Origin of the sequence: Streptomyces sp. AK010 (genome assembly GCF_014207295.1) — a bacterium.
Lineage (GTDB): Bacteria > Actinomycetota > Actinomycetes > Streptomycetales > Streptomycetaceae > Streptomyces > Streptomyces massasporeus.
Map to the genome: position 1 here is coordinate 123,774 of NZ_JACHCX010000020.1, position 12,011 is coordinate 135,784.

At 71.3% G+C, this 12,011-nt stretch carries 13 protein-coding genes (1 of these 13 only partly in view); 10 read left to right on the forward strand and 3 right to left on the reverse strand.

From position 1 onward, the window contains the following. Positions 1-636, forward strand: the 3' portion of a protein-coding gene (locus tag HDC93_RS30850) for a bifunctional 2-polyprenyl-6-hydroxyphenol methylase/3-demethylubiquinol 3-O-methyltransferase UbiG (RefSeq protein ID WP_185014129.1). The gene continues 126 nt to the left of window position 1, outside the view; the window shows 636 of its 762 coding nt (coding positions 127-762); its start codon lies off the left edge, out of view; it ends in the stop codon at positions 634-636. 41 nt (positions 637-677) lie between these two features. Here HDC93_RS30850 and HDC93_RS30855 read toward each other — a convergent pair whose 3' ends face one another. Beyond that, positions 678-920: a mycoredoxin gene (locus tag HDC93_RS30855; RefSeq protein WP_142159789.1), complete on the reverse strand. Its 243-nt coding sequence runs from the start codon at positions 918-920 to the stop codon at positions 678-680. Positions 921-1,102: 182 nt separating this feature from the next. On the opposite strand from HDC93_RS30855, the gene HDC93_RS30860 reads away from it, so the two are divergent. The 5 genes from HDC93_RS30860 (at position 1,103) to HDC93_RS30880 (ending at position 5,105) form a co-directional block, all read left to right on the forward strand. Further along, positions 1,103-3,298, forward strand: a complete 2,196-nt coding sequence (locus HDC93_RS30860) for an ATP-dependent DNA helicase UvrD2 (protein WP_185014130.1) — start codon at positions 1,103-1,105, stop codon at positions 3,296-3,298. A 164-nt stretch (positions 3,299-3,462) separates the two neighbouring features. Next, entirely contained in the window at positions 3,463-3,789 is a 327-nt protein-coding gene (locus HDC93_RS30865; protein WP_185014131.1) for a hypothetical protein, read from the forward strand. 173 nt (positions 3,790-3,962) lie between these two features. Then, positions 3,963-4,331: a WhiB family transcriptional regulator gene (locus tag HDC93_RS30870; RefSeq protein ID WP_004983671.1), complete on the forward strand. Its 369-nt coding sequence runs from the start codon at positions 3,963-3,965 to the stop codon at positions 4,329-4,331. Beyond that, the gene (locus HDC93_RS30875) at positions 4,328-4,651 is read left to right on the forward strand and encodes a hypothetical protein (RefSeq protein ID WP_031108233.1); all 324 of its coding nucleotides are present in this window, start codon (positions 4,328-4,330) and stop codon (positions 4,649-4,651) included. Before HDC93_RS30870 ends, HDC93_RS30875 begins: the two co-directional genes overlap by 4 nt. Before the next feature lie 235 nt (positions 4,652-4,886). After that, positions 4,887-5,105 carry a hypothetical protein gene (locus tag HDC93_RS30880; protein ID WP_185014132.1) on the forward strand — a complete coding sequence of 73 codons (219 nt, stop codon included), beginning with the start codon at positions 4,887-4,889 and terminating at the stop codon, positions 5,103-5,105. 16 nt (positions 5,106-5,121) lie between these two features. On the opposite strand, the gene HDC93_RS30885 is transcribed toward HDC93_RS30880, so the two are convergent. Continuing rightward, entirely contained in the window at positions 5,122-6,489 is a 1,368-nt protein-coding gene (locus tag HDC93_RS30885; RefSeq protein ID WP_185014133.1) for an AarF/ABC1/UbiB kinase family protein, read from the reverse strand. After that, on the reverse strand, positions 6,482-7,696 hold the full coding sequence (locus tag HDC93_RS30890; RefSeq protein ID WP_185014134.1) for a ThiF family adenylyltransferase: 1,215 nt from the start codon (positions 7,694-7,696) through the stop codon (positions 6,482-6,484). The genes HDC93_RS30885 and HDC93_RS30890 overlap by 8 nt, the downstream gene beginning before the upstream one ends. Positions 7,697-8,046: 350 nt before the next feature. Here HDC93_RS30890 and HDC93_RS30895 point away from each other — a divergent pair, with 350 nt between their 5' ends. The 4 genes from HDC93_RS30895 (at position 8,047) to HDC93_RS30910 (ending at position 11,986) form a co-directional block, all read left to right on the forward strand. Further along, complete coding sequence (locus tag HDC93_RS30895; protein WP_185014135.1) at positions 8,047-8,655, forward strand: M48 family metallopeptidase; 609 nt, start codon at positions 8,047-8,049, stop codon at positions 8,653-8,655. Positions 8,656-8,797: 142 nt separating this feature from the next. Beyond that, positions 8,798-10,522, forward strand: coding sequence for a TerD family protein (locus HDC93_RS30900; RefSeq protein WP_185014136.1), 1,725 nt, complete (start codon positions 8,798-8,800; stop codon positions 10,520-10,522). An 11-nt stretch (positions 10,523-10,533) separates the two neighbouring features. Then, positions 10,534-11,214, forward strand: coding sequence for an AIM24 family protein (locus HDC93_RS30905; RefSeq protein WP_031112077.1), 681 nt, complete (start codon positions 10,534-10,536; stop codon positions 11,212-11,214). A 16-nt stretch (positions 11,215-11,230) separates the two neighbouring features. After that, positions 11,231-11,986, forward strand: a complete 756-nt coding sequence (locus HDC93_RS30910; protein ID WP_185014137.1) for an AIM24 family protein — start codon at positions 11,231-11,233, stop codon at positions 11,984-11,986. Positions 11,987-12,011: the final 25 nt, after the last annotated feature.

Below are 12,011 nucleotides of genomic sequence, written 5' to 3' on the forward strand. Positions count from 1 at the left end.
CACCCGCCCCCGCCCCCCCCCCCCCCCCCCCCCACCCCCCCCCCCCCCCCCCCCGCCCCCGGGCGCCCCCCCGCGCCCCCCCCCCCCCCCCCCACGGCCCTGGACGCGGGCTGCGGCGACGGGCTGCTCGCCCGCAAGCCGGCGGAACGGTCGGCATCCCTCACGGGCGTCGACCGCTCCGCGGAGATGATCGAACGTGCTCGCGGGCACGCGCGCGTGCCCGGCAACGTCACCTGCCTGGAGGCCGACTACCTCGCCGACGGGGCGCTGCCGGAGAGTGCGTTCGACTTCGTCAGCGCGGTCGCCGTGGTGCACCACACGCCGCTGGCGGAGGCGGTCACCCGCCTCACCCGGCTCACCGCACCCGGCCGTCGTCTGGTGATCGTCGGCATGGCCGCCAACCGGACGCCTCTGGACTGGCTCATCAGGGCGTGCGGCGTGCCCGCGAGCCTGCTGCACGCCCGCCGGAACGGCGGCAAGCACGGTCCCGTCGGCATGCCCATGGAAGACGTGCACCTGCCCTGGGCGGAGATCCGGCGGGTGCTCCACCGACTCCTGCCCGGCTGCACCGTCCGCCGCACCCTGCTGTGGCGCTACGTCATGGTGTGGGACCGACCACGAGAAGGCGGCCCCTGAGCTGCCTCAGGAGCCGCCTTCCCCGCACGAGCACGCGACGACTAGACGCCGATCTTCTGCTTCACCTGAGCCAGCGACGGGTTGGTGAGCGTCGAGCCGTCCGGGAACAGGACGGTGGGCACCGTCTGGTTTCCGCCGTTCGCCTTCTCCACGAACGCGGCGGACTCCGGGTCCTGCTCGATGTTGATCTCGGTGTACGCGATGCCCTCGCGGTCCATCTGGCTCTTCAGCCGGCGGCAGTAGCCGCACCACGTGGTGCTGTACATCGTCACAGTGCCCAGCATGTGTCTCGTGCTCCTTCGTTGGCTCGGGGCGGGTGGTCGCAGTGACAGAACGTATGTGAAAGGTCCACCATTCCCGTGCCCGGGTCCGGCCCGACGTGACGCCTGCCGCATTGGTACGACTATCAGTGCCCGCCTGTGGACAACCTGCGCGGCCGTCTCGCGCGACCTGGCAGCATGGCCGTGTGACAGCAGCAACGCACTCCACCCTGTTCCCGCAGGTACCGGACTCCGCCGACGCGGTGCTCGAAGGGCTCGACCCCGAGCAGCGCGAGGTGGCGACGGCTCTGCACGGTCCGGTGTGCGTCCTGGCGGGCGCGGGCACGGGCAAGACCCGGGCGATCACCCACCGCATCGCCTACGGGGTGCGCGCCGGTATCCTGCACCCCTCCAGCGTCCTCGCCGTCACCTTCACCAATCGCGCAGCCGGAGAGATGCGCGGCCGGTTGCGCCAGCTCGGCGCCGCGGGCGTCCAGGCCCGCACGTTCCACTCGGCCGCCCTGCGTCAGCTCCAGTACTTCTGGCCGAAAGCGATCGGCGGCTTCATGCCCCGGCTCGTCGATCGCAAGATCCAGCTCGTCGCCGACGCGGCCGCCGCCTGCCGCATCCGTCTCGACCGGGGCGAGCTGCGGGACGTCACCGCCGAGATCGAATGGTCCAAGGTCACCCAGACCGTCCCCGCCGACTACGCGCCCGCCGCGGCCAAGGCCGGCCGCGAGTCGCCCCGCGACCCCGCCGAGATCGCCCAGCTCTACGCCGCCTACGAGGACGTCAAGCGCGAGCGGTCCGTCATCGACTTCGAGGACGTGCTGCTGCTGACCGTGGCCGTCCTGCAGGACCGGCACGACATCGCCGAGCAGATCCGCGCCCAGTACCAGCACTTCGTGGTCGACGAGTACCAGGACGTCAGCCCTCTCCAGCAGCGTCTGCTCGAACTGTGGCTGGGCGAGCGCGACAGCCTGTGCGTGGTCGGGGACGCCAGCCAGACGATCTACTCCTTCACGGGGGCGACCCCGGACCACCTGCTCGACTTCCGCACCCGCCACCCGGGTGCCACGGTCGTCAAACTGGTCCGCGACTACCGCTCCACCCCCCAGGTCGTCCACCTCGCCAACGGCCTGCTCGCCCAGGCCCGGGGCCGGGCCGCAGACCACCGCCTGGAGCTCGTCTCCCAGCGCCCCGCGGGGCCCGAGCCCGTCTACGCCGAGTACACCGACGAGCCCGCCGAGGCGGAAGGCGCGGCCCGCCGGATCCGCGAGCTCATCGACTCGGGGGTCCCGGCCTCCGAGATCGCGATCCTCTTCCGTACGAACGCGCAGTCCGAGACCTACGAGCAGGCCCTGGCCGACGCCGGAGTGCCCTACCAGCTGCGCGGCGCCGAGCGGTTCTTCGACCGCCCGGAGGTGCGCAAGGCGGGCATTGCCCTGCGCGGCGCGGCCCGCTTCGGCGGCAACGACTCCCTCCTCGACGACGTCGTCGACCTCCCCTCCCAGGTGCGTGCCGTGCTGTCGGGAGAGGGCTGGACGACGCAGCCGCCGGCCGGCTCCGGCGCCGTGCGAGAGCGCTGGGAGTCCCTGGCCGCCCTGGTGAACCTCGCCCAGGACTTCGCCGCCGCCAAACCGGGCGCCACCCTGGCCGACCTCGTCGCCGAACTCGACGAACGGGCGAACGCCCAGCACGCCCCCACCGTGCAGGGCGTGACCCTCGCCTCCCTGCACTCGGCCAAGGGCCTGGAGTGGGATGTCGTCTTCCTGGTCGGTGTGGCCGAGGGCATGATGCCGATCACCTACGCCAAGACCGACGAACAGATCGAGGAGGAGCGCCGCCTCCTCTATGTCGGTGTGACCCGCGCGCGCGAACACCTCCGCTTCTCCTGGGCGCTTTCCCGCTCACCCGGGGGCCGCCCCAACCGCCGCCCCAGCCGCTTCCTCGACGGACTGCGCCCCGGCTCGACGCCCACCACGGGCCGCACCACCGCGGGCGGAGCAGGCGGAATCGAGCGCGGAATCCCCGGAACCAGGGAGTCCGCCCCGAGGCGGGCCCAGCGAGTTCCCGCCCGCTGCCGAGTCTGCGGCCGCACGCTGACCGACCCGGGCGAGATGAAACTGATGCGCTGCGACGACTGCCCCTCCGACATGAACGAGGGCCTGTACGAGCGGCTGCGCGAGTGGCGCGCCGACCAGGCACGCAGCAGCGGCCAGCCCGCCTTCTGCGTGTTCACGGACCGCACCCTGATGGCGATCGCCGAGTCCGCTCCCGACGACGAGCGCGAGCTCGCCCGCATCCCGGGCGTCGGGATGCGCAAGCTCACCCGCTACGGGGCCGACGTGCTGGCCATCTGCGCAGGCCAGTCCCTCGCTGAGAGCACAGATCAGGACTGACACGAACTCGTCGAAAAAATAGTTTGCGCATGCCCCAGCAATCCCCATAGGTTCTTAGGCACGAGAGCAGCGGCCTTCTCGGAGGCCCTGATTCCGTGTTGTACTTGCATATCCGCAGGACTGGTTCGTCCAGTCCCCCGAGACGCCGAGAGGAGGCGAGTCCAGTGATCAGCATCAACACCAGCTCCGTCAGCATCGTGAAAATGACCGATCGCTCGGCCGTCTCCGCGTGCATGCTCGGCGTTTCGAACCTGGGCACCGGTCTGTCCGGCATTCGTGCCGTCCGTCCGGCGTCCTCCTCCGTTGCTCCCGCGGGCCTTCCCGTCCGCGAGCGCAATGAGCGACCGACCAAGGCACTGGAAGCGGCAGTAGAGGCACAGGCACAGGCCTATGCCTTTACGGCAACCGGTGCCGGATTCCGGAAGCAGACGACGCAGCACCACCAGATGTGGGCCTTCCGTGGGCCAGAACCCTGGAGTCATCCAGCCTGATCGCAGATCAGGCCGGCGCCTTCAGGGCCGCGGAACCCCATCCGGGATCCGCGGCCCTTCTGTTTGTCCCTGACCAGGGATGACGGACCGAAGGAGCCTCGGGACAAGAAAAGAACCCGGTACCACCACCCCCCGGTCAACAGGCCGGAACGAACAGACGAGGAAGACGAACCGTGCAACTCGAAGCGCACGCCCCGTCCGTACCGCCTTCCGACACGATCCCCAAGCCCGGCTCCACGGAGGACCCCACCTTGACCCCGCTCACCGCGCTCACCGCGCTCGACGACGCCATCGAGAACCTCGGCGTACCCGTCCCGTGCCGGTCCTACGACCCGGAGGTCTTCTTCGCCGAGTCGCCCGCGGACGTCGAGTACGCCAAGTCCCTCTGCCGTACCTGCCCGCTGGTCGAGGCCTGCCTCGCCGGCGCCAAGGAGCGGCGTGAGCCCTGGGGCGTCTGGGGTGGCGAGCTGTTCGTCCAGGGGGTCGTCGTCGCCCGGAAGCGGCCCCGTGGTCGCCCGCGGAAGAACCCGGTCACGGCATGAACACCGCAGGCACGATCGACCGCCCTCTCACGCACGACCCCCAGAAGCAGGCCCCGATGAAGCCGTCCACTTACGAGCCCGCAGGCTCCGCGAACCAAGACTTCACCATCAGCGGCGCGAAGGACTCGCGTCAGAACAGGACCCGTGAGATGCAACTCATCCCAGAAGCCATGGCTCGCGCGCATATGCGCGAGCGACTGCAGGAGGCGGAGCGGGATCGACAGGCCGTGCGCCTGATGGCCGCCCGCCGGATGCAGCGCAGGGCGGAGCGCGCTTCACTGCGTGCCCGCCGGGCGCTCGCCATGGCGGTCATGCAGTAACCTGCCGCACCTGACGTGAGGACAGCCCGGCCCATGAGCCCGGGCTGCCGCCGCCGAACTCTCACCACGGGGGCCGGTCCGTACCCAACGGACCGGCCCCCGTGGCGCGTTGTACGGGAGGGCGCGCGGCGTCCATCGAGCCCGAGGCGTCCTGGCCTTCGCGCCGGGCTGTGCGCCGCTGAACCCGGGGGCGTTGTGTCCACCCTGTCGCCCGGTGCGGAGTTATCGTCGCCAGGTGACGAGTCCTTCAGGAGGCAGTGACGACGGCTCCGCCGCGCAGCCGCGGCGCCTTGTCTGTGCCTGCTGCGGCACCTCGGCCGACGCCCTGACCGACGGTTTGCCGCTCACCTGGACCTACTCCGTGGAGGACGGCGCCCGCCGCCACTACTGCCAAATCTGCTCCCGGGAGAACCTCAGGTCCATCGAGGGGCGCCTGGACTCGGACTGGTGGTGACGCCCCCGGCCCGGACTCACGCCTCCGCCGCTTCTTCACCGTCCGCCGGGTCCTCCGGGACGAACCCCGGCAGCCACTCCTCGAGCTCCTCGCGCAGCCGCACTGTCGCTCCGAGCTGACACAGCACCCCGATCGTGCTCAATGTCACCCGGTGGATCAGCAGATAGGACGGGGGCAGGTTGAGCTGCTTGCCGAGCTGGTAGGCGGGTGAGCGGGGGTCGGCGACCCGGGCCGCCTGGCTGCGCATCCATCCCCGGGTGAACGTGAACTCCTCCACCTGAGCTGGCTCGATGATCGGCAGCAGGTAGTCCATGACGGCGTCCGGGTCCAGCTCTATCGTCTCCTTGACGAACCCTTCCACGCGCAGCAGCTCGTAGACTGCCTCGGCCTCCCCGTCGAGGGTCATCCGCAGGGACTCGCCGATGGTGGCGGGCAGGCCGCCGGGGAGCCGGTCGACCGTGCCGAAGTCCAGGACGCCGAGACGCCAGTCGTCCTCGCCCTCCGGGCCCCCGGGCAGGAGCCGGAAGTTGCCCGGGTGGGGGTCGGCGTGCAGCAGCCCCGTGCGGGCGGGGCCGGAGAAAAGGAAGCGGGCCAGGAGCTGTCCGGCACGGTCGCGCTGCTCCTGGGTGCCGTCCGAGATGATCTCCGACATCGGGATGCCGTCGATCCACTCGGTGACCAGGACCTGGTCGGACTGGTGGACCACCTGCGGCACGAGCACGTCCGGGTCGTCCGTGAACTCCTCCGCGTGGGCCTGCTGGGCCTGGGCCTCCAGACCGTAGTCCAGCTCCTCCGAGACGCGGTCCTTCAGCTCCGCGATCAGCGGCTTGATGTCCATGCCGGGGATCAGCGGACCGAGCAGCCGCGAGAAGCGGCTCAGCTGGTTCAGATCCGACAGCAGCGCTTCACCGGCGCCCGGGTACTGCACCTTGACCGCGACCTCGCGGCCGTCGTGCCACACCCCCCTATGGACCTGGCCGATCGAGGCCGCCGCCGCGGGCTTGTCCTCGAACTCCAGGAACAGCTCGTGCCAGCCCTCGCCGAGCCGCTCCTCCAGCACCGCGTGCACGGTACGGGTCGGCATGGGCGGCGCGGCCTCCTGGAGCTTGGTCAGCGCGGCCCGGTAGGGGCCGGCCACCTCCTCGGGGAGCGCGGACTCGAAGACGGACAGGGCCTGGCCGAACTTCATCGCCCCGCCCTTGAGCTCGCCGAGCACCTTGAACAGCTGCTCAGCCGTGCGCTGTTGGAGTTCACGGCCGACGAGCTCGGCGGACTCACCGACGATCCGCTTTCCGAATCCCCAGGTCGCCCGCCCGGCGATGCCGAGCGGGAGCGCGGCGAGCTTGGCGGTCCGGGTAACCGCCTTCCGGGGAAGATCAGACATGCGCCCTCCAAGTCCCAGCCGGCCGCTCCGCCTCTGCCTCACGGCACTGCTCCGACGGCCGTTGCACCGCCATTGTCTCGTGCGACGTCCCGTCCTCCGAGAGGTGCTCCCCTTTTCCTCTCTCCACCGCCGCGCACGGGCATTCCGGATGCGCCCGGATCGACCGCGCATGCCAGCGGAGCCCGGGGACGGAGACCTCCCAGCGTGATCCGGCAGTGGAGGGGACTTGGCCGTCCAGGAAGGCGAGTGCGTGAGCGGCCGCCAGGCCGGCCACGGTCGTGGCCAGCGTCAGATCGCAGGCCCTGACCTGCCGCTGCCTGCCGGAGCGCCACTGGGCGACCAGGCGCGGCCAGGCCGGGTCCCGGTCGGTTCGGCCCTCCTGCAGACACCCCGCGCAGCTCGTCTCCCCGGGCAGCACGAGAGGGCCGGCCACGCCGGTGCCCTCCACGACACCGGCGTACAGATGGGGTGTCCCGGAAGCCATCAGCGGCTCGGCGGCGGCCGGGTCCGGCGCGTGCACGGCGACATCGTCCCGCGGGGCGATGATCACCAGCGAGAATCCCGGGTCTCCCGCCCCCGGGGACGCCTGAGCCGTCGCGCGGCGCCGCGGCCGGTCCGGGGCCGCCCGGCGCACGGCACGGCGGGCCGACTCGTCCCTGCGGTCGCCGACGGACTCCGCGGGAAGCCCGCCCGGCGCGACGTCCCACGGCTCCACACGGCCACCGTCGAGCACGGCCACCTCGCCCACGCCCGCCCCGGCCAGGAGCGAGGCCAGCACGGCACCCACCCGGCCCGCGCCCCGCACCTGCACGCGCTGCGAGCACCGGGCCGCCAGCTGACCGATCGCGTCCCCGGGGGCCGAGGTCGTCAGGGCCAGGGAGGCCAGGTCGGGGCGCAGCCGGTCGAGAACCTCCTTCTTCTTCCGCAGGGCGTCGGCCGCCGGCCCGCCGCCCCGGGCGTCGTCCAGCAGCCCGGCTCGGGCGAGCCCTCGCACCAGCCCGTCGACATGACCGTCGGGCAGGTCCATGCGGCGTCCCTCCTCGCGCAGGAGCTCCAGCCCCCGCGTGCCGTTCAGCAGGTCGAGGAAGCTGCCCGTCGCCAGGTCCATCGGGCCGAGAGTCATCGCATGCGCCGGTGTCATCCCGAACTGCACGGTGTTGAGGTCGCGCCAGCCGCGCCTGAGCGCGGGTTTCACCATCGGATGCATGACAGGCCCCCGTATGCCGTAGATCGTCCCCGTATGTCGGCAGAGCGAAGACGCAGGCCCGGGCAGGTCACGCCGAGGCCGAACCCGAGGGTGCCCCTGTCCGGGCCCGACCCGGACACGGGCACGCCCGGCGCAGGCCGAACCCGAGCGCGGAAACGGTCCCCTGGTCCCGGACCGACCCCGCCATCGCTTCGCCGACGGGATCCAGCATGCCCAACCCCGCCGCCGAGCGCCGAAAGTTGTCCACAGGCGTGGGTATTCGTCGTACAAATCCGGCGGCCGGTGGGGGTGGCGGCACCGAACCGTCCCGGAGTCGGGACTTCCCCGTGTGCAGCGGGTAACGTCGGGGCGTGCCCGCCGACCCACTGCACCGCGCCGGAACGCCACACCGCAGCACGACGAGCCAGCCGCCGAGCGGCTCCGGGGCGAGCGCGATCGAGGTCCGCAGGAGCGCCCGCCGACGCAGAACGGTCTCCGCGTACCGCGAGGGCGATCGCACCGTGGTGCTCATCCCCGCCCGCATGTCCGAGGCGGAGGAGCAGCGCTGGGTGAACGTCATGCTCGACAAGCTGGCCGCCCAGGAGAGCAAGCGGGCGCTCGGCGACGCCGAGCTGGCCGAGCGGGCGCGGCGCCTGTCGGAGCAGTACTTCGGCGGACGGGCCCGGCCCGTGTCGGTGCGCTGGGTGACCAACCAGAACACGCGCTGGGGATCATGCACCCCCGCCGAGGGCAGCATCCGCCTCTCGCACCGCCTCCAGGGCATGCCCGAGTACGTCGTCGACTACGTCCTCCTCCACGAACTCGCCCATCTGCTCGTCCCCGGACACGGACCACGCTTCTGGGAACTCCTCACGGCCTATCCGCGCACCGAGCGGGCCCGGGGATACCTCGAAGGCGTGGTCGCCGCCGAGCGGTTGCCCCACGTGCCCGGCGCGCGGGGAGAGAGCCCCGCGGTGTGACCGGCCGCTTTCCGCGAGCGAACAGCCGATACGGCCGAGCGGCCGTTCTGTACCGGCTCTGTACCGACCTCGTCCGGTGTCCGAGTTTGCCGTTAGCCTGACGCGACGCAATCACGTTCTGGATGGGGGACGGTCGTTACGCATGGCCAGGGAATTCCAACGCGGCCACAAGGCCAGGATCAGTGACCTCACCGCGGGCACGGATCTGTACGTAGGTGTACAGATCGCCGGCCCCGGACTGAGCTTCGACATCAGCTGCTTCGGCCTCGACGCCGATGAACGGCTCTCGGACGACCGGTACTTCGTCTTCTTCAACCAGCCGAAGTCCCCCGAGGAGTCCATTCAGCTCCTGGGCGCCCAGGCGGGTGACACAGAGTCCTTCCGCGTGACGCTCGACCGGATCCCGTCGCAGATCCAGAAGCTGTCCTTCACGGCGACGATCGACGGCGCCGGCCAGATGTCGCAGATCGCCTCCGGCTACATCCGCATCGTCGCGGGCGGCGAGGAGGTGGCGCGCTACTCCTTCAACGGCTCGGAGTTCTCCACCGAACGGGCCGTGATGCTGGGCGACTTCTATCTGAAGGACGTCTGGAGGTTCGCCGCCGTCGGGCAGGGCTTCGACGGCGGTCTGGACGCGCTGCTGAAGAACTTCGGCGGTGAGGTGGCCGAGGAGGAGACGCCCGCGCCCGCCCCGCAGCAGCGGCAGGCCGGCGCAGCCCCGGGCTTCGCCCCGCCCGCGTTCGGCGTTCCCGGCACGCCGGAACCCGCCCCGGCCCCGGCCCCGGCGGCGCCTCCGGCGCCCGCACCCCAGCCGGCCGCCCAGGGCTTCGCGCCCCCGCCCGGCTCCACCCCGCCTCCAGCCCCGGCGCCCGCTCCCCAGGTGCACGCCGCCCCGACCATCAGCGCGCCCTTGCACGCACCGCCGGGTGGCTCGCAGGTGCCGCCTCCGGCCCCGGCGCCCGCGCCGTACGGCCAGCCGGGCCAGCAGCCGCCGCAGTACGGCCAGGTCCCCGGTCAGACCGCGCCGCCGCCTCCTGGCTACGGCCAGCCCCAGGCACCTCATGCGCCGCAAGCGCCCCAAGCCCCGGCCCCGCCCCCCGGCTACGGCCAGCCCACCCCGCCCCCCGGCTACGGACAGCAGCAGCCGCCGTTCGGGCAGGCCCCCTACGGAGCCCCGCAGGGTACCCCTCAAGGTGCTCCCCAGGGCCCCGGTGTGTCCGGCGCGCTCCAGCAGTTCAAGGAGACGCCCACGGGGCAGCGCTGGACGCAGCAGAACAAGAAGCTCGTCCGCGTCGACCTCGGCATCGGCGGACAGCCGGTGCTGGCCCGACAGGGCAGCATGGTGCTCTACCAGGGCAAGGTCGACTTCAGCTACAAGGGCGCCGGGTTCGCCGGCCGGATCGTGGGCAACGCGACCGGCCAGGAGATGCAGCTGATGCGCTGCACGGGCCAGGGACAGGTGTTCCTCGCCGAGAACTCGACCATGCTGCACCCTCTCGAGCTCCAGGGCGACGCCGTCTGCGTCTCCGCCGAGAATGTCCTCGCGTTCGACGAGAGCCTCACCTACGAGGTCCGCCGCATCGAGGGCCACGGCATCCCCGGCGGCGCACTGTTCACCATGCAGTTCCAGGGCACCGGCACCATCGTCGTGAAGACGCACGGCACTCCCGTGGTGCTGCCCGTCACGCCGACCACGTTCGCCGACTGCAACGCCGTGGTCGCCTGGTCGGCCGCCGCCCAGGTCGTCGTGTCCAGCCAGGTGCGGATGCGCCGCAACGCCTACCCCGGTGACACGGGGGAGAGCGTGAACCTGCAGTTCCGGGGAGCGCCCGGCAACTTCATCGTCGTCCAGCCGTACGAGGTCTGAGGGAGCCCGTCATGACACAGCAGCTCGCGGGCCACGCCCCCGCACCCGTCACCGCCCGCATGGAGAACCACGGCAACCACATGCTGAAGGTCGCCATGCAGACCGGAAACGACCTCCTCGCGCGCGTGGGGTCGATGGTCGCCTACGAAGGGTTCGTCCAGTACGAGCCGAACCCGCCGGCCGTGCGCCAGATCGCCAAGGACTGGATGACCGGCGAGGGCGCGCCCCTGATGAAGTGCTCCGGCGACGGCCTGCTCTACCTCGCCGACTACGGGGCGAACGTCGTCGTGATCAACCTCAACGGCGACGGCATCTCCGTCAACGCCACCAACCTGCTCGCCTTCGACGCCCACCTCACGTGGGGCGTGGAGCGGGTCAAGGGCCTGGCGAAGTTCGCCGGGCAGGGCCTGTGGAACACCAAGATCTCGGGGCAGGGCTGGGTCGCGCTGACCTCCCGGGGCAAGCCCATCGTCGTCGACTGCGGAGGCGGCGAGGACGAGACCTACGTCGACCCCGACGCGCTCGTCGCCTGGTCCCCGAACCTCAAGGTGAAGGGCAAGCGCAGTTTCCGGGCCCAGTCGCTGATCGGCCGCGGCAGCGGCGAGGCCTACCAGATGGCCTTCTCCGGTCAGGGCATCGTCGTCGTCCAGCCCAGCGAGGACAGCACCGACCGCCTCCGGGTCCGGGGCTGAGGGGGAGCCACACGCCATGCAGAGCCCGATTTTCGCCTACAACGAGCAACAGACCCAGGAACGCTGGAGCCTGCAGAACAAGCAGATGCTGCGCGTCGCCCTGGAGGGCCACGACGACATCCTGGCCCGCAAGGGCACGATGGTCGCCTACCAGGGTCTCGTCGAGTTCGACGCCGAGCTCCAGAGCAACCAGCAGTCACGCGTGCGTGCGCAGACCGGAGAGGGCCTGGACCTGATGCGCTGCCACGGGCAGGGCACGGTCTACCTCGCCAACCTCAAGCAGCACGTCCACGTCATGGAGGTGGACCAGGACGGCCTCACCGTAGACAGCAGCTACGTGCTGGCGATGGACTCCTCCCTGCACCACGAGGTCATCGCCGTGGACAGCCTGTACGGCATCTCCGGCTCCGGGAAGTACCAGCTCAACATCACCGGCCGGGGGAAGGTCGCCCTGATGACATCCGGTATGCCGCTTGCGCTGCAGGTGACGCCCGACAAGTACGTCAACTGCGACGCCGACGCGATCGTCGCCTGGTCGACGAGCCTGCGGGTGCAGATGCAGGCGCAGACGCACTCCTCCGGGGTGTGGCGGCGGCGCGGCAGCACCGGCGAGGGCTGGGAGCTGAGCTTCATGGGCACCGGCTTCGCGCTCGTCCAGCCCAGCGAGCTGCTGCCGCCGCAGGGCGCCCAGACCGGCTCCGGACTCGCCGCGCAGTACGGCATGGGCCAGCAGGGAGCGCGCGGGCAGAACCAGGGCAACGTCTGGAGCTGAGCGCTCTGCGCTCTGTGGGTTCGGC